Source organism: Cribrihabitans marinus (assembly GCF_900109035.1).
Lineage (GTDB): Bacteria > Pseudomonadota > Alphaproteobacteria > Rhodobacterales > Rhodobacteraceae > Cribrihabitans > Cribrihabitans marinus.
This window is the reverse complement of record NZ_FNYD01000007.1, coordinates 171,078-191,869: the sequence shown is the minus strand read 5'-3', so window position 1 is coordinate 191,869 and position 20,792 is coordinate 171,078. Positions and strand designations below refer to the sequence as shown.

Genomic DNA, 20,792 nt, shown 5'->3' with positions numbered 1-20,792 from the left:
ACCCCATGCGCGCCGAGCCGGGTTCAGATCGCCTCGAGCAGCGCCTCGCCCGCGGAGGTCTCGCAGGTGCCGGGGTTCTCCTCGAGATGCAGCGCGGTCACCTTGTTGTCCTCGACCAGCATCGCATAACGCTTGGACCTCGCGATAAGCCCGGCCGGCGGCGCGTCGAAGCGCATCCCGATGGCGTCGGTAAAGCCGCAATCGGCATCGCCCAGCATGGTCAGCCCGGCCTCTGCCGCGCCGGTGGCCTTGCCCCATTCGTTCATCACGAAGGGATCGTTGACCGAGACGCAGATGATCTCCTCGACGCCCTTGGCGTCGAACTGGTCGCGGGTGCGGATGAAGCTGGGCACATGCGCCGAATGGCAGGTCGGCGTGAAGGCGCCGGGCACGGCAAAGATCACCACCTTGCGCCCCTTGGTCTTGTCCGACAGGTTCACCTGTTCGGGTCCGTTGTCGCCCATGCGGGTCAGGCTCGCCTCGGGAAGTTGGTCGCCGATCGAAATCATGTTGCACGTCCTTTCGTTGGATTTGCGGATCTCCCTTGTCCGGCATATAGCTGGTCGGCGCAAGCTGACCAGCGGTTTCGGGAGTGCGGGGGACATGAGTCATATCGTGGTGATCGGGGCCGGGCAGGCCGGTGCGTCGCTGGTTGCGCGGCTGCGCAAGGACGGGTTCCAGGGCCGGATCACCCTGATCGGGGCCGAACCGGTGCCACCCTATCAGCGCCCGCCGCTCAGCAAGGCCTATCTGCTGGGCGAGATGGAGGTCGAACGGCTCTACCTGCGACCCGAGAGCTTCTATGCCGAGAACGACATCGATCTGCGGATGGGCACGCGGGTGACGGCGATTGATCCGGACGCAAAGACCGTGACCCTGCCGGACGAGGTGATCGCCTATGACCAGCTGGCGCTGACCACCGGATCGGTGCCGCGCCGGCTGCCGGCGGCGATCGGCGGCGATCTGGAGGGTGTGCATGTGGTGCGCGACCTGGCGGATGTGGACGCGATGGCACCCGCCGTCAGCGAAGGCGCCCACGCGCTGGTGGTCGGCGGCGGCTATATCGGTCTCGAGGCGGCCGCGGTCTGTGCCAAGCGCGGCGTTCATGTCACCGTGGTCGAGATGGCCGAGCGAATCCTTCAGCGGGTGGCCGCGCCCGAGACCAGCGCCTATTTCCGCGCGCTGCATCACCGCCACGGTGTCGAGATCCGCGAAGGTGTCGGGCTGGACCGCCTGACCGGCGAGGCGGGCCGCGTGACCGGCGCGGTGCTGAGCGACGGCACCGACCTGGCGGTGGATTTCGTCGTGGTCGGCGTGGGCATCGCGCCCGACACCGCGCTGGCCGAGGCAGCGGGGCTTGAGATCGACAACGGCATCCGCACCGATGCGCAGGGCCGCAGCTCGGACCCGTCGATCTGGGCGGCGGGCGATTGCACCTCCTTCCCCTATCGCGGTGGCCGCATCCGGTTGGAGAGCGTGCCCAACGCCATCGATCAGGCCGAGGTGGTGGCGCAGAACATGCTGGGCGCCGGGATCGAGTATGTGGCAAAGCCGTGGTTCTGGTCGGATCAGTATGACGTGAAGCTGCAGATCGCCGGGCTGAACACCGGCTATGACCGGGTCGTCACCCGGCAGGGCGAGGGCGACACGGTGTCCTTCTGGTACTATCGAGGTGGCGAGTTGGTGGCGGTGGACGCGATGAACGATCCGCGCGCCTACATGGTCGGCAAGCGGCTGATCGAGACGGGCAAGAGCGCCGACCCCGCGGTTGTCGCCGACCCCGAGGCCAATCTCAAACCCCTGCTGAAAGCGTGAGGATCATCGCCGGCGACTTTCGGGGCCGCGCGCTGGCCTCGGTCGGCAAGGGCGATGCCGGGGGGCATCTGCGCCCGACCTCGGACCGGGTGCGCGAAAGCCTGTTCAGCGTGCTGACCCATCTGGACGCGGTTCAGGGTGCGGCGGTGCTGGACCTCTTCGCCGGGACCGGGGCGCTGGGGCTCGAGGCGCTGTCGCGTGGGGCGGCGCATGCCACCTTTGTCGATCAGGGGCGGGTGGCGCAGGACCTGATCCGGCGCAACATCGCCCTGACCGGCTGTGCGGAGCGGACCGAACTGATCCGCCGCGACGCCGCGCGACTGCCGGCCAATCCTGGCACACCTTGCGACCTGGTGTTCCTCGACCCGCCCTATGGCAAAGGCCTGGGCGAGAAGGCCCTGCTCGCGGCCGAGGCGGGCGGATGGCTGGCCGCCGGCGCCCTGGTGGTCTGGGAAGAGCACGCCGCCATGCCGGCTCCGCCCGGATTTGCCCTGCAGGACACACGGCGATACGGCGACACCCATGTCACTCTGCTGCGGCGGGAGGCCCGATGACACCCCATGACCTGATCATCTTCGACTGTGACGGGGTGCTGGTGGACAGCGAACCGGCGTCCAACCAATGCCTGGTGGACAACCTGGCACGCTACGGGCTGGAGCTTGACCTTGCGCGCAGCATGGAGCTGTTCGTCGGTGGAACCATGGCCGGGGTCCGCGACATCGCACGCGACATGGGTGCGAACCTGCCGGAGGAGTGGCTGGACGAGATCCGGGCCGAGACCCATGCGCGGCTGGCGCAGGGGGTCGAGGCGGTGCCGGGCATAAATGCCCTGCTGGATCTTGCCGACCGGGCGGATCTGCCCTTTTGCGTGGCCTCGAACGGCAGTCCTAAAAAGATGCGCATCACCTTGGGGCAGACCGGCCTGTGGGACCGGTTCGAAGGCGCGATCTTCTCGGCCTACGAGCTGGGGGTCAGCAAGCCCGACCCGGCCCTGTTCCAGGCCGCCGCCCGGCATTTCGATGCGCAGGCGCCGGTGGTGATCGAGGACAGCCGCAGCGGCGTGCTGGCGGCGCGGCGGGCGGGTATGCGTTGCCTCGGCTACGCGCCACACGGGAACGGCGTCGCGCTGGCCGAGCTCGGGGCCGAGGTCTTTGCCGATATGCGCGCGGTGCCCCGCCTGCTGGGCCTGTCCGGATTGACCGAGGCGGCGGAACCGGCCTAGTCTGCGGGATGGATCACGCGATGACCCCATCCTGGTGGGCGCGGACCCCGGCCCTGCGGACCGACGCAAAGACGGCCCGGCCGCGTCGGCGCGGACCGGTCTTCATTCACGACACGGTCATTCCCTGGCGCGACGAAACGCTGCTGCTGGCGTTGTTGCGGGCCGAGGAGGACGGCGATCAGGCCTCGTAGGTCGGGTGGAACTTGCCGGCCGGCGACAGGGTGAAGATCTCGACCCCGTCCGCCGTCACGCCCACCGAATGCTCGAACTGCGCCGACAGCGACTTGTCGCGGGTCACGGCCGTCCAGTCGTCGGCCAGGGTCTTGGTCTCGGGTCGGCCCAGGTTCACCATCGGCTCGATGGTGAAGAACATGCCCTCTTCCAGAACCGCGCCCGCGCCGGGGCGGCCGTAATGCAGAACGTTGGGCGGTGCGTGGAACACCCGGCCCAGCCCGTGACCGCAGAAATCGCGTACAACGCTCATCCGGTGCGCCTCGACATAGGTCTGGATGGCGTGGCCGATGTCGCCGAAGGTGTTGCCGGGGCGGACCGCCTCGATCCCCTTGAACAGTGCGTCATGGGTCACCTGGATCAACCGCTCGGCCTTGCGCGGCAGCTTGCCCGCGACATACATCCGGCTGGTGTCGCCATACCAGCCATCGACGACCACGGTGACGTCGATATTCAGGATGTCGCCGTCCTTGAGCTTCTTGTCGCCGGGAATGCCGTGGCAGACCACGTGGTTGACCGAGATGCAGCTGGCGTGCTGATACCCCTTGTAGCCGATGGTGGCCGAGGTCGCGCCGGCGGCCTCGACCATCGCGGTGATCTGCCGGTCGATCTCGCCGGTGGTCTGGCCCGGAAACACATGCGCGGCGATGTCGTCCAGGATCCGCGCGGCCAGATCCCCCGCCGCGTGCATCCCGGCGAAGTCGGCCTTTTCGTGTATGCGGATGCCGTCACGGGTCAGACGGCCGCGATGTTCTTTCATCAGGGTGGGGCTCCGTCGGTCTTGTCTCGACACCTGTTTTAATCCGCCTGCGCGGAAAGGGCCAGAGGCAGGCTGTCCACATGGTCGATCGGAGGCCCGATTTCAATGGCTTCGGGCGAAATGCGCGTGGTGTAGACCAGGGTTTCGACACCGGCGGCATGCGCCGCGGCGCAGGCCCGGGCATAAGTCGGGTCGATATCCGCGGCCACGGCGAAGCGGACGCAATCGGTGCGCTGTACCAGGTAGAGCATCACGGCCCGGTGCCCCTGCGTGGCCATCGCCGCCAGGTCGCCCAGGTGCCGCGCCCCGCGGGCGGTCACGCTGTCGGGAAACTCGGCCAGCCCGGGCGCGCGCGACAGGGTGACGCTTTTGACCTCGACATAGGCGTCCGGCGCCCCGTCCTGGCCGAGCAGGAAATCGACGCGGCTGGCCTGTCCGTATTTCACCTCGGGCCGCACCGTACCGTATTGCGCCAGTTCGGGGATCGCCCGGGCCTCCAGCGCGGCCCTCAGCGCCCGGTTCGGAACCGAGGTATCGACCCCGGTGAAATGCCCGTTGTCATGCTCAACCAGCCGCCAGCCGAATTTCAGCTTCTTCTTCGGGTCGTCATTGGGTTCCAGCCAGATCCGCGCGCCGGGGTCCGCGAGGCCCAGCATCGAGCCGGGATTGGCGCAATGGGCCGTGACCTCGCGCCCGTCCGCCAACCGGCAGTCGGCCAGGAAGCGCTTGTAGCGGCGGATCAGCGTGGCGGGAACAAGGGGGGTTTGAAAGCGCATGGGCACAGGCCTATACCTGCCGTAAAGGGCGATCAAGCGAGGCAGCCATGACCAACCCAACCGCCGCGATGCTGGTGATCGGCGACGAGATCCTGTCGGGCCGCACCCGCGACGCCAACATGCACCACCTGGCCGGCGAACTGACCAAGCAGGGCGTCGACCTCAAGGAAGTGCGCGTGGTCAGCGACGAGGCCGACGCCATCGTGGCGGCGGTCAAGGCACTGTCGGACGCCTATGACCACGTGTTCACCAGCGGCGGCATCGGGCCGACCCATGACGACATCACCGCCGATTGCATCGCGCGGGCCTTTGGCGTCGGCATCGACGTGCGCGACGATGCCCGGGCGCTGTTGGAACGGCACTACGAAAGCACGGGTCTGGAGCTGAACCCGGCGCGGCTGCGCATGGCGCGGATCCCCGACGGCGCGCGGCTGATCGACAACCCGGTCTCGACCGCGCCGGGCTTCACCCTGGGCAACGTGCACGTGATGGCCGGCGTGCCGCTGGTATTCCAGGCGATGGTGGCCAGCGTCGTGCCGACCCTGACCGGCGGCGCGCCGCTGCTGTCGCAGACGCTGAGGGTGAACCGTGGCGAGGGGGACATCGCGGCGGTCCTGTCGCAGCTGGCCGCGGATTTCGCCGACCTGTCCATCGGCTGCTACCCGTTCCAGGTCAACGGCGCCTTCGGGGCCAACGTGGTCGTGCGCGGCACCGATGGCGGGCGCATCGACGCGGCGGTGACGCGGCTGGCCGGCGAGCTGGGCTTGTGAACACCGACTGGTTCGCGGTCATCGACGGCACCTGGCCTGCCGCGCGCATCACCCGCGCGGGGCCCTTCCGCCTGCGCGAGGGGCGGGGCGGCGGACAGCGGGTCTCGGCCGCCAGCGCCGAAGGTCCGTTCACCGAGGCCGATATCGATGCCGCCGAGGCGGCGATGCGGGACATGGGCCAGCCGAGAATCTTCATGATCCGACCCGGCGAAGACGCTCTCGACGCTGCGTTGGCCGCGCGCGGCTATCCGGTCGTGGACCCGGTCAACGTCCATGCCTGCCCGTCCGCGCAGCTGACCGACATCCCGATCCCGCGCGTCACCGTCTTTGCCCTGTGGGAGCCGCTGGCGATCATGCGCGAGATCTGGGCGCAGGGCGGCATCGGCCCGGGCCGCCTGGCGGTGATGGAGCGCGCGCCGGGCCCCAAGACCGGCCTTCTGGCGCGACACCGGGACAAGCCCGGCGGCGTTGGCTTCGTGGCGATCCATGCCGGCACCGCGATGGTTCACGCCGTCGAGATCCTGCCCCACCAGCGGCGGCAGGGGCTGGGCCGTTGGATGATGCGCGCCGCCGCCTTCTGGGCGGTCGAGAACGGCGCCGACACGCTCAGCGTCATCTGCACGCAGGCCAACACGGCCGCGAACGGGCTTTATGCCGCGCTGGGGATGGAGGTTGTCGGTGCCTACCATTATCGTCGGCTCGACTGAAGGAGACCGATGCCCATGAGCGATTCCAGCCTGCCCACTGCCCTCGACCTGCCGATGGCCGATCCGCTGCCTGCGGAAACGCAGCGCTACTTCGATATCTGCGTGGAAAAGCTGGGCTTCGTGCCGAACGTGCTCCGGGCCTATGCCTTCGACATCGACAAGCTGAACGCCTTTACCGCGATGTACAACGACCTGATGCTGGCCGACAGCGCGCTCAGCAAGCTAGAGCGCGAGATGATCGCGGTGGTGGTGTCGTCGATCAACAAGTGCTTCTACTGCCTCGTTGCCCACGGTGCCGCCGTGCGTCAATTGTCCGGCGATCCGACACTGGGCGAGATGCTGGTGATGAACCACCGGGTCGCACCGCTGGAGGCGCGGCAGCGGGCGATGCTGGACTTCGCGGCGCAGATGACAACCGCAAGCGCCGAGATCACCGAGGCCGACCGCCAGGCGCTGCGCGAGGTCGGGTTCAGCGACCGCGACATCTGGGACATCGCCGCCGTGGCGGGGTTCTTCAACATGACGAACCGGGTGGCCAGCGCCACCGCGATGAAGCCCAATCCCGAGTATCACGCGCAGGCCAGATGAGGCGCGTATTCGGCCTGCTGGCCTGCCTGCTTGCCGGACCCGGCGCGGCGCAGGAGTTGACGCTGCCCGCGGGCGCGCAGCAATTGGCCGAGCGCGTGCGGTCGCTCGACAGCTATGCGCTTCCTGTCGGGCCGCATGGCCCGGACGGGATCGCCACGCTGAAACTCGAAGGCCGGGTCGAGCGGCTGAGCTGGCGGATCCGCGGCGGCTCGCGCACGCCGCTGCAGGTTCTGGCGCCGCTCCGGGCGCAGATCGCCGAGGCGGGATATGACATCCTGCTGGATTGCGACGCGCGGGCCTGCGGCGGGTTCGATTTTCGCTTTGCCACCGAGGTGATCCCGGCCCCGGACATGTATGTCGCCAACCGCGATTACCGGTTCCTGTCCGCCGTCGCGGGCGAGGCCGGGCTAAGCGTTCTGGTCAGCCGCGTGTCGGGGCTGATCTATGTCCAGATGATCCGCGTCACGCCACCCGGCGAGGACGCGCCGGCCACTGTCGCACCGGACGTATCGCCCGTGGCGCCACCTGTCCGAACGGGAGAGGATCTGGCAGATGCCTTGCAGCGGAACGGGCGCGCAATCCTGGCGGATCTGGATTTCGCCACCGGATCGGACGTTCTCGGCGCCGGCCCATACGGGTCGCTTCGGGCACTGGCCACTTTGATGGCGGAACAGCCCGAGATGCGGATCGTGCTGGTCGGCCATACCGATGCCGTGGGCCGTCTGGCCGACAACATCGCCCTGGGCAAGCGCCGGGCCGATGCCGTGCGCCGGCGCCTTGTGGACGAGCTGGGACTGGACGAAGCGCGCATCGAAACCGCCGGCGCGGGGTATCTCGCGCCGCTGACCACGAATGCCACGCCCCAGGGGCGTGAGGCCAACCGGCGGGTCGAGGCGGTGTTGCTGTTGCCTTGACGCCGCCCGACGCGTGAAAGAAGGCCCGCAACCGGGATCCGGCGCGGGCAGTTTGGCTCACCAAGGGAAGTTGGAGACCGTATCTACCAGTCCATGGGCCCTTTTTCGGCATAGGTATGGACCAGGAAATCGATGAAGGCGCGCACCTTGGGCTGGGTGAAGCGGCCCGGCGGATAGACCGCATAGACCCCCTGCACCTCGTCCGGCAAGGACGGCATCGCATCCTCGACCAGGCCGCTCTTCAGCGCGTCGGCATAGAGATAGCTGGGAAGATAGGCGATCCCGAGACCCGAGATCGCCGCGTTCAGCAGCGATTGCCCGTCATTGACGCTGAGCCAGCCGGCGGTCCGGACCTGCCGTTTCTCGCCCGACGGCGCGGTCAGCTTCCAGACGTTGCCGCTGGACTGGCTGGAGTAATGCAGAAGCTTGTGTTCGTTCAGGTCGTCGATCTTCTGCGGTCGACCATACTGCTCGAAGTAGGCGGGGGCGGCGATCATCCGCTTCGTGGTCTCGGTCAGCTTGCGCGCGCGCAGGGTGCTGTCCTCCAGCTCGCCGATGCGCACGGCCATGTCGAACCCTTCCGAGATCAGTTCGACATAGCGGTTGTTGAGAACCATGTTGATGGTGATGTCTGGAAAGTCGGCCAGGAAATCCGACAGGACCGGGGACAGGTGGTTGACGCCGAAATCGGTGGCGACGCTGATCCGGAGCAGGCCCGAGGGAGCGGACTGCATCGAAGTGACCAGCGCGTCGGCCTCGCCGGCGTCGTTGAGCACGCGGCGCGCGCGATCGTAATAGGCCAGGCCGATCTCGGTCGGGGACACCCGGCGGGTGGTGCGGTTCAACAGCCGGGCGCCAAGCCGCGCCTCCAGGCTCGAGACGTGTTTCGACACGGCCGATTTCGAGATGCCCATCTTCTTCGCGGCATCGGTGAACCCGCCCTGGTCCACCACATTGGCGAATGCCTCCATTTCGGTCAGTCGATCCATTCCCGGTCCCTCGGATTATTTGTCGTTGGAGACGTGTTATCGCGGCCAATCTTGGCGAGATCGGGGCGGGGATGGGATAATATCAGGGTTTCAACCGGGATCGTTTGCAACCCGGAAACAAGGAAACAGCGTGGAGTGGCGGGGTTTCGCCTGCTTTCCGGGGGGCGATATGTGGCCGGCAAGGGGCAGAAACATGGCACCGGGGACCCGGGATATCCCCTTGAGGCCGATGCGCCGGCACCCTCGTCAGCCCGCGGCCTTGTGATCTTCTTGACCCGGCCAGAAACGAGAAGAGAGATGATTGGAACCGTGATCGCGACCTGGGCCGCCCTTCTGCCCGTCGCGCCCGCCTCGGCCGCACACGCTGCAACCGGTGCTGGGCGATGCCGGCCACGCGCAGAGTGAATCGCCGGTCGTGTCGGAAGTGATCACCATCAGCGTCGGGTAGGTGGATCTGTCCCCGTTTACGGCGTGGCGGGAAACGCCGCGTCGAAGCCCGCCTGGCCCTTGCGGGTGAAGCGGATCACCCGGCTGCCCGGCTCGCGGCCGACCCAGCCCAGCGTTTCCATTCGTGCCAGCAGCGCTCGCCCCAGCGATCCGGCAAGATGTGTCTCGCGTACGCTCCAGTCCAGGCATGGCCGGCAAAGCGGTGCGCGGCCGCGCTCCAGCGCGGCCAGGTCGATGCCGAATTCCTCGGAAAACCGGCGCCCGCCCTCGGTCAGGTCGATCACGCCATCCGCTTCGGTCAGATGCCCCGCCGCGCGCAGGGCCCGGAACATCGCGACACCGCGCGCGCCGGCCAGGTGGTTGTAGCACACCCGCGCCTCGCGCAGGGCCGGGTCGCGCGGCCCGGTTCGGGTGCGCAGATGCCCGCGCCCGGCGGCCAGGCCCATCAGGCTTTCCAGCGTCTCGGCCACGTCGCTGCCCGACAGGCTGTAATACCGGTGCCGTCCCTGTCCGCGCAGATGCAGCAACCCACCCTCGAGCAGCTTGCCCAGATGCGAGCTGGCGGTCTGCGGGGTGATGCCCGCCTCCTGGGCCAGCTCGGTCGCGGTCAGCGCCTTGCCGGACATCAGCGCGCCCAGCATGTTGGCGCGGGCGGGGTCGCCGATCAGGGCGGCGATGCGGGCGATGTCGGGTCCGTCTTTCATTATTCGATCTTAGCCGAAGCATCCCATCGCGGCTAGCCTCTAGTCTCTCCGGTGTCCACACAAACGGAGAAAGCCGATGCTGACCTGCGTGATCCGCTACCGGATCGACCCGACCAAGCACGACGATTTCGTGCAATACGCCCGGACCTGGGGCCGCGCCATTCCCCGCTGCGGGGCCGACCTGATCGGATATTTCGCACCGCATGAGGGATCCTCGACTCTGGCCTACGGCATCTACAACATCCCCGACCTGGCAGAATACGAAGCCTATCGCGCCCGCCTTGCCGCCGATCCGCTGGGGCAGGAGAACTATGCCTTCGCACGGTCCCGCAAGTTCCTGTTGCGGGAGGACCGGACCTGGCTCAGGCTGGTGTCCACACCACATGGGAGCGCGGGATGATCGCCGTCATATTCGAAGTCGAACCCGCCGAGGGCCAGAGGCAGGCCTATCTCGACCTGGCCGCCGAGATGCGCGCGCTTCTCGACGGGGTCGAGGGGTTCATCTCGGTCGAGCGGTTCGAAAGCCTCACCACCCCCGGCAAGCTCCTGTCGCTGTCCTTCTGGGAGGACGAGGCGGCTGTGGCCCGCTGGCGTCAACTGCCGGGCCATCGCGGCGCGCAGGCCCGGGGGCGGGGCGGGTATTTCGCCGATTACCGCCTGCGGGTGGCTGGCGTGATCCGCGACTACGGGATGCACGACCGCGACCAGGCGCCCGAGGACAGCCGCGCGGCGCATGGCTGACCGCGCGGCGTCAGGACTGGCCGGCGAACTCGGCGGCCAGCGCCTGGAATTCGTCCATCGACGGAAATTCCTCGAAACTGTGCCTGGCCGGTACCTGCACCCAGGGCAGCTTGTCCCGCGTCATGGTCTCGATGAAGGGCGTGACCCAGGCCGCGTCGTCGAACATGGTCGGGCGGACATTGACGATGGCGTCGACGCTTTCGATCCGCGTGAACATCCAGCTCATGCAGTCGGGGCAGTGGTAATGGTGTTGTTCCGGCCCCTTGGCACCGGCGATCACCGGAGTGCCGCCGGTCACCGAAAATGCCGGGGCCGGGAAGATCGCGGTCAGCGAATAGGCGCTGCTGCTCATCCGCTGACAGCCCTTGCAATGGCACACGGCGGTCAGCATGGGCGGCGCGGACACCTCGATGGTCACGCCGCCGCAGCGGCAGGAACCGGTAAGCGGGAAATCGGGATGCGCCATCGCAAGGCCTCCTTGGGTCGCGGCACGGGTGCTGCCATCCTACCCGGTTACAGCGCGGCAGCCAGCCGTGTTCCCTGGTCGATGGCCCGCTTGGCATCCAGCTCGGCCGCCACGTCCGCGCCGCCGATCACATGCGGCGTCACTCCGCGCTGGGCCAGCGTGTCGGCCAGCGACCGCTCGGACAGTTGCCCGGCGCACAGGACGATGGTGTCGGCCTCGATCAGGGTCGGGTTCTCGCGCGCCTCGCCAAAGCTGACATGCAGGCCGGCCGCGTCGATGCGCTCGTAGTTCACGCCGCCGACGAACTCGACCGCCTTCATCTTGAGCGCCGCGCGGTGGATCCAGCCCGTGGTCTTGCCCAGCCGCTTGCCGTGGCGTTCGGCCTTGCGCTGCAAGAGGGTGACATGGCGCGCCGGCGGTTCGGGCTGCGGGCCCTTGGGTGACAGCCCGGACCGATGCTCGGCCGGGTCGCTCACGCCCCATTCCTTCATCCAGAGCGGCAGGCTTTCGGTCGGGCTCTCGCCCTCGTGCAAGAGGAACTCGGAGACGTCGAAGCCGATGCCGCCCGCACCCACCACGGCGACACGCTGCCCCACCGGGCGCTTGTGGCGCAGCACGTCGACATAGCTGAGCACGTTGTCGCGGTCCTGCCCGGGAATGGACGGATCGCGGGGGAGGACACCGGTGGCGATGACCACCTCGTCGAAACCCTCCAGATCGCCGGCACTGACCTCGCGGCCCAGCGCGACCGTCACGCCGGCATCGGCCAGCATCGTGCGATACCAGTCCACCAGCCCCCAGAACTCCTCCTTGCCGGGGATCTGCTTTGCCATGTTCAGCTGCCCGCCGATCTCGTCGGCGCGGTCGAACAGCGTAACGTCATGACCCCGTTGCGCGGCGGTGATCGCGGTGGACAAGCCGGCCGGCCCGGCGCCGACAACCGCCACGCGCTTGGCCTGCGTGGTGGGTTCGATCACCAGCTCGGTCTCGTGGCAGGCACGCGGGTTGACCAGGCAGGATGTCAGCTTGCCCTGGAACGTGTGATCCAGGCAGGCCTGGTTGCACGCGATGCAGGGCGCGATGTGATCGGCCTGTCCGGCCTCGGCCTTGGCGACGAAATCGGCATCGGCCAGCATCGGCCGGGCCATCGACACCATGTCGGCGCAGCCCTCGGCGAGCACTTGCTCCGCCACCTCGGGCGTGTTGATCCGGTTCGAGGTGATGATGGGGATGCCGACCTTGCCCATCAGCTTCTGCGTGACCCAGGCGAAGGCGGCGCGCGGCACGCTGGTGGCGATGGTGGGGATGCGGGCCTCGTGCCAGCCGATGCCGGTGTTGATGATCGTGGCGCCGGCCGCCTCGATCTCCTGCGCCAGCTGGACCACCTCTTCATGGGTCGAGCCATCGGGCACCAGGTCGATCATCGACAGCCGGTAGATCAGGATGAACTCGGGTCCCACGGCCTCGCGCGTGCGGCGCACCACCTCGATCGGCAGGCGGATGCGGTTCTCGTAGGAACCGCCCCACCGGTCGGTGCGCTTGTTGGTGTGGGTGACGATGAACTGGTTGAGGAAATACCCCTCGGATCCCATGATCTCGACCCCGTCATACCCCGCGCGCTGCGCCAGGACGGCGGCGTTCACGATGTCGCCGATCTGCTTCTCGATCCCGTCCTCGTCCAGCTCGGTCGGCGCAAAGGGCGAGATCGGCGACTTGATCGCGCTGGGCGCCACGCATTGCGGCCCATAGGCATAGCGGCCCGCATGCAGGATCTGCATGGCGATCTTGCCGCCGTCGCGATGCACTGCCTCGGTGACGACCGAATGGTTCTCGACATCCTGATCGGTGGTCATCATCGCCGCCCCGGGCAGGACCGACCCCTCGAGGTTCGGCCCGATGCCGCCCGTGACCATCAGCGCCACGCCGCCACGGGCGCGCGCGGCATAGAACTCGGCCACCCGGTCCCAGTCGCGGGTTTCCTCAAGTCCGGTGTGCATCGAGCCCATCAGAACGCGGTTCTTCAGCGTGGTGAAGCCCAGGTCCAGCGGGGCCAGAAGGTGCGGGTATTGGGTCATGGACGTCTCCCTTGGGTATTGGCGGGCAAGATTGCCGCCATGCCGCGGCGTGTCACGCGAAACCTCACGTCATCCCCTTTCGTGGCGATGGCGGGCTTGCTAGACAAGCGCGAACCACCGAAAGGCCGCCCATGACCCCCGACCAGATCGCCAAGCTGCCCTATCGCCGCTGCGTGGGCGTCATGCTGACCAACGCGGATGGCCGCGTCTTCGTGGGCCAGCGCAACGACCGGTTCGAGGATGCCTGGCAGATGCCGCAGGGCGGTGTCGATGACGGAGAGGCGCCGCGCGTGGCGGCGCTGCGCGAACTGCGCGAAGAGACCGGGGTGACGGATGATCTGGTCGAGATCCTGGCCGAGACCGAGACCTGGCTGCCCTATGACCTGCCGGTCGAGATCGTGCCGCAAATCTGGAAGGGGCGGTTCCGCGGCCAGGAGCAGAAATGGTTCCTGATGCGCTTTCACGGCCGCGACGACCAGATCGACATCGCCACCGAACACCCGGAGTTCAGCCGCTGGAAATGGCAGGATCCGGGTGATCTGCTGGCCGGAATCGTGCCGTTCAAGCGCGCGGTCTATGCCCGGGTTCTCGAGGAGTTCGGCCCGAATCTGGGATGAGTGCACGCGACCCTATGGCGGGGTGTCGAGCGCGCGGAACCGGTTGGATTCGGCCATCAGCAGCACATGCTGATCGGTCGCGATCCGTGCCAGAACGGATTGCTGCAGCGCCAGCAGGCTCTCATGGTGCTCGCCCTCCAGGTCATGCGCCAATGCCTCGCCGATGGCCAGAAGCGCCTCGCGATAGCGGCTGCCGGCCAGTGCGACCTCGGCCTTGCATTCCAGCATCGCGGGGTTGGCCGGGGCCAGCTCGGCCGCCCGGGCAATCGCCGCGTCGGCGGCGCCCTGATCTCCCAGCGCCAGGAACGAGGCCGCGCGCACCCGCCAGAGACCGGGCGATAGCGGGTTGAGCCTGAGCCCAAGATCCGCCAGCTCCAGCGCGATGCCATGCTCCTCGATGCTGCCCTGGAACATCGTCGCCACCTCTTCCAGAAGCGCCCAGTTCCGTGGCTGAAGGTCCAGCGCCTTGGCATAGAGCTCCCGCGCCGTCTCGAACATGCGCCCGCGCAGGAATTCGCGCGCGGTTTCCACCGGCAGGGTCATCGCCGCGTGACGCACTGCGCCATAGAGATCCTCGACCAGCGCACCGAGATCCATCGTCGGATCCCGGGTCAGGACCCGGGTGATCAGGTTGCCCTGGTCCAGCACCGGGGCGAAATATCCCAGATCGGCGCGCGCCGAGAAGGCCGCGTCGATCTGAGGAAAGTTCAGGCCGGCGGCGGTGGACAGGCCGAAGGCCTGGAACTCGGTGGTTTCGTGGCTTTGCATGGGTTCGACATGGCCGTAATCGCTGAACACCGCGACGCCGCCCGGGTTCAGCAGGGACATGCACCGCTCGATACAGTCCAACGCGCCCCGGGAATGGACGAAGGGCAGGGTTTCGCCGCCGGTGTCGCTGGGGATCGTGCCGGCATGGGGGATGTCGTCGCGCGCGATCTCGACATGCCGTGTCTGGATGCCGAACAGCTGCGCCCGCCGCGCCAGCCCGGCCAGCCGGTCGGGATCGTCCGCGTCCAACGCCGAGCGGATCGCGGCGATCTCGTCAGGGTCCGGATGGTCCAGAACGCACCGCACCTCCTTGCGCCAGATCCGGTCGTCACGCAGCGCCAGCAGGTCGAACGGGGTGCTGTCCAGGATATAGGTGCCCAGGATCACGTCGAACGGTTCCAGGTCGTCCCAGTCCTCGGCCGCGTCCAGCTGCCGCCAGGACACCACGTCGCGATGATCGTCCAGCACGCCGAATGCGCGCTGCGCCTCGAGCATGCGGGCCGACCCGTCCGTCACCAGGTATCGAGCCGATCCGTAGCGCTCGGGCGCGATCTCCTTCATCCGGTCCAGGAACAGCTTGGCGAAGACCCCGGTGCCGGCCCCGATTTCGAGAATGCGCAAACCCGATGCGGTGTCCGCCTTGTCCGCCGCCGCCAGCGCGACCTCCAGGGCATCCTCGGACAACCGGCCGCTGGAGGTGCCGGTATAGGGCACGTCGAGGTTCAGGAACGGATCGAACCCCGACCGGTTCCAGAACGCATGCGAGATCCGTAAACGGGCGCAGCGATGCGCCGGCCCGAACGCCTCCAGCGCCGTTCCCCGCGCCGCGCCGCTTGAAAGGATGTCGCTCGGAGAGCTGTCGGGGCCGCCGGCCAACGGGCTAGGACTTGCTGCGGTCGTAGGCCTTGAGCGCCTTGTCCACCATCTGCATCAGGTTGTTCTCGATGGCGCGCGGATCGGCCACCTTCTCCATCTTGACCGAGGTCTTCTCGACTTTCTTGAACCGCTTTTCCAGCTTGACGATGCGCTTGGCGGACTGATCCATGAATTTCTGCATGATCACCAGGTTGCGTTCGAGCTTCTGCTCCAGGGCGGTCACCCGCTTTTCAAGCTTGTCGGTCATCGTCCCCCGGGTCCAATATTCTCAATGCAGCCAATGCGCTAAACTACCAGACCCGGGCGTTCATGTCGAGTTGGCATTGCTCTCGGCCGGCCGGGGGCGGTTCAGACCAGCGCCTCCTCGCGCAGCACCTCGAGCATGTTGACCTCGGGGCGCGGGCCGATATGGCCGATCACCTCGCGGGCGCAGGCATTGCCGATCCGTGCGCATGTCTCCAGGTCGCGGCCGGTTGCCAGGCCGAAGAGGAAGCCCGCGGCGAACTGGTCGCCCGCGCCGGTGGCATCGACCGGCGTGACGCGGTCCACCGGCACGTCGATCCGCTGGCCCTCGGCCAGCACCGTCACCCCGTCGCCCGAGCGGGTGCAGACCACCAGGTCGCAGATCGCCGCCGTCCGGCGCAGCGCGTCCTCCAGGTCATCGGTCTCGAACAGGGCGCGGATCTCGGCCTCGTTGCCGATCACGAAATCCAGCTCGTCGGCGATCAGCGACAGGAAATCCGGCCGATGCCGTTCCACGCAGAACGGATCCGAGATCGCGATTCCGGTCTTGCCGCCCCCGGCCCGGCAGTCGCGCGCCGCCTCCAGAAACGCGGTCTTGCCCTTGTCCTTGTCGAACAGATAGCCCTCGAGAAACATGATCTGCGTGTTGCCGGCCACATCGCCCGACACGTCCTCGGAACTGAGCTCCGAGGAGATCCCCAGATAGGTGTTCATCGACCGCTCGCCGTCGGGCGAGACGAAGATCATCGAACGCGAGGTCGGCAATTCCCCTCCCGGCACCGGCGGATTGACGAAATCCACGCCATCCTCGTTCATCGCGTCGGCATAGAACCGGCCCAGCGCGTCGTCATGGACCCGTCCGATGAACGCCGCCTCGAGCCCCAGCGCCCCGGCGCCTGCGATGGTGTTGGCGACCGACCCGCCCGGGGTCTGTACACGCGATTCCATCGCCGCATAGAGCAGCTCGCCGCGTTCCCGCTCGACCAGCTGCATGATGCCCTTCTGGATACCCATCAGTTCCAGGAAATTGTCGTCGGATTGGCTGATGACGTCGACGACGGCATTGCCGATGCCGACGATCTGGTAGGTTTTCATAGGGTCTTGTCCTCGAATTGACATAGGTCGCGGATCAGGCAGGTGCCGCAAAGCGGCTTGCGGGCCTTGCAATGGTATCGGCCGTGCAGGATCAGCCAGTGATGGGCGTGCTGCTGGAAATCCACAGGCACGTTGTCCTCGATGGCGCGTTCCACCGCGTCGACATCCTTGCCCGGCGCGATGCCCGAGCGGTTGCCGACGCGAAAGATATGCGTATCGACGGCCTGCGCGGGGTGGTGCCACCACATGTTCAGCACAACGTTCGCGGTCTTGCGCCCGACGCCGGGCAGCGATTGCAGCGCGGCCCGCGAATTGGGCACCTCGCCGCCATATTGCTCGACCAGGATACGGCTCAGCTTGATGACGTTCTTCGCCTTCTGCCGGTAGAGGCCGATGGTCTTGATATGCTCGGTCAGCCCCTCTTCGCCCAGCTCCAGCATCCTTTCGGGCGTGTCGGCCACCTGGAACAGCGCCCGCGTCGCCTTGTTTACCCCCGCATCGGTGGCCTGCGCGCTCAGCGCGACGGCGACGACAAGGGTATAGGCGTTCACATGCTCCAGCTCACCCTTGGGTTCGGGCTCGGCCGCGTGAAAGCGGCGGAAGATCTCGCGGAGCGTGTGGTAATCCAGTTGGCGGGCCATGCCTTCCTATGCCCGCCAACGCGGGCGGGGGCAAGAGAGTGCGCGATGCGAAACCGTCGCCGGGCAGGTCCGGCCAAACCGCAGGAAACGGGTCGCGTCCTTTCCCCGGGCTGCTAGATTGGTGGTCGAAGAAGGAGACAGGCCATGAACGTCCAGACTGCCGAACAGGGCTATCACTACGGGGTGATGCGCCGGGCCATCGCCCTCATCGACGAAAGCGGCGGTTCGCTGACCCTGGACCAGCTGGCGGGTGAGATGAGCATGAGCCCGGCCCACTTCCAGCGCCTGTTCTCACGCTGGGTCGGGGTCTCACCGAAGAAATATCAGCAATACTTGACACTTGGTCACGCCAAGGCCCTGCTGAGGGAGCGTTCGACGACGCTGGCCGCCGCCCATGAGGCCGGTCTCTCCGGCGGCGGCCGGCTGCATGACCTCTTCGTGCGGTGGGAGGCGATGAGCCCCGGCGACTATGCCCGGCGCGGCGGTGGCCTGACCATCCGCTGGGGCTGGTTCGACAGCCCCTTCGGCCCGGCGCTCGTGATGGGCACCGACAAGGGGCTGTGCGGCATCGGGTTTTCCGCCGAGACCGGCGAGGCGGCGGCAATGGCGGATTTGACCGGCCGCTGGCCGAGCGCCGAGTTCGTCGAGGATCCGGCGCATCTCGCCGCATGGGTGCGGAGCGCCTTCAGCACCGGACACGCCGGCACCGAGGCGCCGCTGCACCTGATCGGCGCACCGCTTCAGATCAAGGTCTGGGAGGCGCTGCTCAACATCCCCTCGGGGCAGGTCACCACCTATTCCGATATCGCCGAGGCCATCGGCCAGCCCCGCGCGGTCCGCGCCGTGGGCACGGCGGTGGGCCGCAACCCGGTGAGCTGGCTGATCCCCTGCCACCGGGCGCTGCGGAAATCCGGCGGCCTGGGCGGCTATCACTGGGGTCTGCCCGTCAAGCGGGCGCTGCTGGCCTACGAGTCGGCGCGCGCCGATGCCTGACATTTGCAAACGGGCGGCCTTGCTGGCGCTCTTGTGACCGGCTCTTGCGCGGGGAACCGCCGATTCTGGCGGATTGCCGCTTGAGCGCGGGGCGACATGCCGTGATATTGGGCGGGAACGTGAGAGACCCCGCGCCAGGCGGGGCCGTGAGCAGAGGGTGATCCCATGACGATTTCGAAACTGCCGGTTGCCGCCGGCCTGTCCGCCGTGCTGGCGCTGGGCGCGTGCACCGATCCGGCGACGCTGAGCGGCCAGACCGATCCCAACCAGAAAGCGAAGCAGGGCGCGCTGATCGGCGGGCTGATCGGGGCCGGGGCGGGGGCGATCGCCAACGATTCCGACCGTGGCCTGGGCGCCCTGACCGGCGCCGCGGTCGGCGCCGCCGCCGGTGGCCTGGTCGGCAACCAGCTGGACAAGCAGGCCGCCGAACTGCGGCAGCAGCTGGCCAATGACGGCATCACCATCACCAATACCGGCGACCGGCTGGTGGTATCGGTGCCCAACGACATCACCTTCGACACCGACAGCGCCGCCGTGCGCCCGGGCCTTCGGTCGGATCTGAACAAGGTCGCGCAGAACCTCCTGCGCTACCCGAATTCAACGGTTCAGGTGATCGGCCATACGGACAGCGACGGCGACGCCACCTACAACCAGGGCCTTTCGGTGCGCCGCGCCAACGCGGTGGGCGACATCCTGCAGGCGGGCGGCGTCAGCTTTGACCGGGTCCAGACCATCGGCCGCGGCGAGGAACAGCCCATCGCCTCGAACCTGACCGCAGAGGGCAAGGCCCGAAACCGCCGCGTCGAGATCGTTGTCATCCCGCGCAACGCGTGAGTGCTGCCGGAAATGCACCAGGGGCCGCGGTTCTGCCGCGGCCTTTGCCTTGACACACAGGCCCTGCGCGCGGGCGCAGAGTTGGCAATCGCCACGCGGCGCCTATTCTCTGCCTCAAAGCTGCTACAGGAGGCCAGCCCATGCCAGATTCCGTCCTCGTCGGCCTGTCCGGCTCGCTGCGGCGCGGGGCCACGAACCGCAAGCTGATGCGCGAGGCCGCGCGGCTGTTCGGGCCAGCCCGGTTCACCGAGGCCGATCTGAACCTGCCGCTCTACAATGGCGATGACGAGGAAGCCCACGGCATCCCGGCTCCGGTCCAGGACCTGGCCGACCTGATCGCGGGCGCCGATGCGGTGGTGATCTCGACCCCCGAATACAACAAGGGCCCGTCGGGCGTGCTCAAGAACGCGCTGGACTGGATCAGCCGCACCAAGGGCAACCCCTGGGCCGGCAAGCCGGTGGCAGTGATGTCGGCCACGGCGGGCAGGGCCGGAGGCGAGCGCGCGCAGATGATCCTGCGCGGCTTCATGGTTCCGTTTCAGCCGCGCCTGACCATCGGACCCGAGATGCACCTGGCCGACAGCTCCAACCAGTTCGACGAGGACGGCCGGCTGACCAGCCCGCTTTACACCAAGACCCTGACGACGCTGATGGAGAACCTCAGGGCCGAGATCGCCCGGTGAGGCCGGCTTGTCCGGGACCGGCCCCGGACCTAGCCTGAGGCGATGACCGAACTGCGCGCAACCGACATAATTGATCCCGCCCGCGCCCGCGCGCTGCAGGCGGCGCTTGGTCTTGACGCGGATATCGGCGCGGGCGATGCGCTGCCGCCGTTCTTTCACCAGCTGTATTTCTGGACCCCCGAGCCGCCCGACCGGCTGGGGCGGGACGGGCATCCGCGCGTCGGTGGCGGGTTGATCCCCGATCTCGGGCTGCCCCGCCGGATGTGGGCCGGCGGACGCCTGCGGTTTGACCGCCCCCTGCGCGCCGGGATAGCCGCCGAGCGCCGCTCGGTGCTGGAGGATGCGCGGCGCAAGACCGGCCGCACCGGGCCGCTGGGCCTTGTCTCGCTGCGCCACGAGATCTGGCAGGACGGCGCGCGCTGCCTGACCGAGTGGCAGGACCTGATCTATCGCGAGGATCCCGACCCGAACGCGCCGCGCCCGGTGCCGCCGGTCGCGCGCCGTGACGAGGTTGAGACACGCCCGATGAATTTCGCGCCGACGCTGCTGTTCCGCTATTCCGCGCTCACCTTCAACGGCCACCGCATCCACTATGACCTGGACTACGCCCGCGATGTCGAAGGCTATGCCGGGCTGGTGGTCCACGGCCCGCTTCTGGCGCAGATGCTGATGCTCATGGCGAGCCAGGGGCTGGGGCCGCTTGCCGAGTTCGCCTTTCGCGCCACCGCGCCGCTGGTGCACACGGAAACCGCCGCGCTGTGCCGGAATGGCAGCGACCTGTGGGTGCGCGGACCGGATGGGCGGCAATGCCTGCAGGCCGAGGCCCGCCCGGCCTGA

Annotated in this window: 26 protein-coding genes; 15 read left to right on the top strand and 11 right to left on the bottom strand. The window is 67.8% G+C overall.

The features are described 5' to 3' along the window. Positions 1-23: 23 nt before the first annotated feature. Positions 24-509, bottom strand: coding sequence for a peroxiredoxin (locus BMX57_RS13170; RefSeq protein ID WP_092367769.1), 486 nt, complete (start codon positions 507-509; stop codon positions 24-26). 94 nt (positions 510-603) lie between these two features. Between BMX57_RS13170 and BMX57_RS13165 the strand changes: the two genes are divergently transcribed. The 4 genes from BMX57_RS13165 to BMX57_RS13150 are packed head-to-tail and all read left to right on the top strand — an operon-like array spanning position 604 to position 3,228. Then, positions 604-1,815, top strand: a complete 1,212-nt coding sequence (locus BMX57_RS13165; RefSeq protein ID WP_092367766.1) for an NAD(P)/FAD-dependent oxidoreductase — start codon at positions 604-606, stop codon at positions 1,813-1,815. Beyond that, positions 1,812-2,369 carry a 16S rRNA (guanine(966)-N(2))-methyltransferase RsmD gene (gene rsmD, locus BMX57_RS13160; RefSeq protein ID WP_092367763.1) on the top strand — a complete coding sequence of 186 codons (558 nt, stop codon included), beginning with the start codon at positions 1,812-1,814 and terminating at the stop codon, positions 2,367-2,369. Before BMX57_RS13165 ends, rsmD begins: the two co-directional genes overlap by 4 nt. Then, complete coding sequence (locus tag BMX57_RS13155) at positions 2,366-3,037, top strand: HAD family hydrolase (protein ID WP_092367760.1); 672 nt, start codon at positions 2,366-2,368, stop codon at positions 3,035-3,037. Before rsmD ends, BMX57_RS13155 begins: the two co-directional genes overlap by 4 nt. Positions 3,038-3,057: 20 nt before the next feature. Next, positions 3,058-3,228 (top strand): hypothetical protein, encoded by a 171-nt coding sequence (locus BMX57_RS13150; RefSeq protein ID WP_229724245.1) that lies wholly within the window; start codon positions 3,058-3,060, stop codon positions 3,226-3,228. On the opposite strand, the gene map is transcribed toward BMX57_RS13150, so the two are convergent. Beyond that, complete coding sequence (gene map / locus BMX57_RS13145) at positions 3,216-4,028, bottom strand: type I methionyl aminopeptidase (protein WP_092367754.1); 813 nt, start codon at positions 4,026-4,028, stop codon at positions 3,216-3,218. The two genes, BMX57_RS13150 and map, sit on opposite strands and share 13 nt — an antisense overlap. 38 nt (positions 4,029-4,066) lie before the next feature. Next, a complete protein-coding gene (gene sfsA, locus BMX57_RS13140; RefSeq protein ID WP_092367751.1) occupies positions 4,067-4,804 on the bottom strand; it encodes a DNA/RNA nuclease SfsA in 738 nt (245 codons plus the stop codon). A 47-nt stretch (positions 4,805-4,851) separates the two neighbouring features. Here sfsA and BMX57_RS13135 point away from each other — a divergent pair, with 47 nt between their 5' ends. The 4 genes from BMX57_RS13135 to BMX57_RS13120 are packed head-to-tail and all read left to right on the top strand — an operon-like array spanning position 4,852 to position 7,783. Continuing rightward, a complete protein-coding gene (locus BMX57_RS13135; protein ID WP_092367748.1) occupies positions 4,852-5,574 on the top strand; it encodes a competence/damage-inducible protein A in 723 nt (240 codons plus the stop codon). Next, on the top strand, positions 5,571-6,281 hold the full coding sequence (locus tag BMX57_RS13130) for a GNAT family N-acetyltransferase (RefSeq protein WP_092367745.1): 711 nt from the start codon (positions 5,571-5,573) through the stop codon (positions 6,279-6,281). Before BMX57_RS13135 ends, BMX57_RS13130 begins: the two co-directional genes overlap by 4 nt. Positions 6,282-6,296: 15 nt before the next feature. Next, complete coding sequence (locus BMX57_RS13125; protein WP_092367742.1) at positions 6,297-6,869, top strand: peroxidase-related enzyme; 573 nt, start codon at positions 6,297-6,299, stop codon at positions 6,867-6,869. Beyond that, positions 6,866-7,783, top strand: a complete 918-nt coding sequence (locus tag BMX57_RS13120) for an OmpA family protein (protein ID WP_092367739.1) — start codon at positions 6,866-6,868, stop codon at positions 7,781-7,783. The genes BMX57_RS13125 and BMX57_RS13120 overlap by 4 nt, the downstream gene beginning before the upstream one ends. 83 nt (positions 7,784-7,866) lie before the next feature. Here the strand turns inward: BMX57_RS13120 and BMX57_RS13115 are convergent, their stop codons facing one another. Next, complete coding sequence (locus BMX57_RS13115) at positions 7,867-8,772, bottom strand: LysR family transcriptional regulator (protein ID WP_092367736.1); 906 nt, start codon at positions 8,770-8,772, stop codon at positions 7,867-7,869. 464 nt (positions 8,773-9,236) lie between these two features. Continuing rightward, entirely contained in the window at positions 9,237-9,923 is a 687-nt protein-coding gene (locus tag BMX57_RS13110; RefSeq protein WP_092367733.1) for an ArsR/SmtB family transcription factor, read from the bottom strand. A gap of 76 nt (positions 9,924-9,999) precedes the next feature. On the opposite strand from BMX57_RS13110, the gene BMX57_RS13105 reads away from it, so the two are divergent. Both BMX57_RS13105 and BMX57_RS13100 read left to right on the top strand, forming a co-directional pair. Next, entirely contained in the window at positions 10,000-10,323 is a 324-nt protein-coding gene (locus tag BMX57_RS13105) for an NIPSNAP family protein (protein ID WP_092367730.1), read from the top strand. Beyond that, positions 10,320-10,664, top strand: a complete 345-nt coding sequence (locus tag BMX57_RS13100) for an antibiotic biosynthesis monooxygenase family protein (protein WP_092367727.1) — start codon at positions 10,320-10,322, stop codon at positions 10,662-10,664. Before BMX57_RS13105 ends, BMX57_RS13100 begins: the two co-directional genes overlap by 4 nt. A 10-nt stretch (positions 10,665-10,674) precedes the next feature. On the opposite strand, the gene BMX57_RS13095 is transcribed toward BMX57_RS13100, so the two are convergent. Then, positions 10,675-11,130 (bottom strand): GFA family protein, encoded by a 456-nt coding sequence (locus tag BMX57_RS13095; RefSeq protein ID WP_092367724.1) that lies wholly within the window; start codon positions 11,128-11,130, stop codon positions 10,675-10,677. Positions 11,131-11,177: 47 nt separating this feature from the next. Further along, the gene (locus tag BMX57_RS13090; RefSeq protein WP_092367721.1) at positions 11,178-13,205 is read right to left on the bottom strand and encodes an NADPH-dependent 2,4-dienoyl-CoA reductase; all 2,028 of its coding nucleotides are present in this window, start codon (positions 13,203-13,205) and stop codon (positions 11,178-11,180) included. 131 nt (positions 13,206-13,336) lie between these two features. On the opposite strand from BMX57_RS13090, the gene BMX57_RS13085 reads away from it, so the two are divergent. Further along, positions 13,337-13,822 (top strand): RNA pyrophosphohydrolase, encoded by a 486-nt coding sequence (locus BMX57_RS13085; protein ID WP_092367718.1) that lies wholly within the window; start codon positions 13,337-13,339, stop codon positions 13,820-13,822. Positions 13,823-13,834: 12 nt separating this feature from the next. Here BMX57_RS13085 and BMX57_RS13080 read toward each other — a convergent pair whose 3' ends face one another. The 4 genes from BMX57_RS13080 to nth all read right to left on the bottom strand — a co-directional run bounded on the left by BMX57_RS13080 (position 13,835) and on the right by nth (position 17,445). Then, positions 13,835-15,466 (bottom strand): SAM-dependent methyltransferase, encoded by a 1,632-nt coding sequence (locus BMX57_RS13080; RefSeq protein WP_092367715.1) that lies wholly within the window; start codon positions 15,464-15,466, stop codon positions 13,835-13,837. Positions 15,467-15,470: 4 nt separating this feature from the next. Beyond that, entirely contained in the window at positions 15,471-15,713 is a 243-nt protein-coding gene (locus BMX57_RS13075; protein WP_092367712.1) for a hypothetical protein, read from the bottom strand. Between the two features lie 101 nt (positions 15,714-15,814). After that, positions 15,815-16,804: an adenosine kinase gene (locus BMX57_RS13070; RefSeq protein ID WP_092367709.1), complete on the bottom strand. Its 990-nt coding sequence runs from the start codon at positions 16,802-16,804 to the stop codon at positions 15,815-15,817. Beyond that, complete coding sequence (gene nth, locus BMX57_RS13065; RefSeq protein ID WP_092367706.1) at positions 16,801-17,445, bottom strand: endonuclease III; 645 nt, start codon at positions 17,443-17,445, stop codon at positions 16,801-16,803. The genes BMX57_RS13070 and nth overlap by 4 nt, the downstream gene beginning before the upstream one ends. Positions 17,446-17,589: 144 nt before the next feature. Here nth and BMX57_RS13060 point away from each other — a divergent pair, with 144 nt between their 5' ends. The 4 genes from BMX57_RS13060 (at position 17,590) to BMX57_RS13045 (ending at position 20,792) form a co-directional block, all read left to right on the top strand. Next, on the top strand, positions 17,590-18,438 hold the full coding sequence (locus BMX57_RS13060) for a methylated-DNA--[protein]-cysteine S-methyltransferase (RefSeq protein WP_092367703.1): 849 nt from the start codon (positions 17,590-17,592) through the stop codon (positions 18,436-18,438). 165 nt (positions 18,439-18,603) lie between these two features. Next, positions 18,604-19,272 (top strand): YiaD family glycine zipper/OmpA-like lipoprotein, encoded by a 669-nt coding sequence (locus BMX57_RS13055; protein WP_092367700.1) that lies wholly within the window; start codon positions 18,604-18,606, stop codon positions 19,270-19,272. A 140-nt stretch (positions 19,273-19,412) separates the two neighbouring features. Next, a complete protein-coding gene (locus BMX57_RS13050; protein ID WP_092367697.1) occupies positions 19,413-19,955 on the top strand; it encodes an NADPH-dependent FMN reductase in 543 nt (180 codons plus the stop codon). Between the two features lie 42 nt (positions 19,956-19,997). Further along, a complete protein-coding gene (locus tag BMX57_RS13045) occupies positions 19,998-20,792 on the top strand; it encodes an HTD2 family dehydratase (RefSeq protein ID WP_092367694.1) in 795 nt (264 codons plus the stop codon).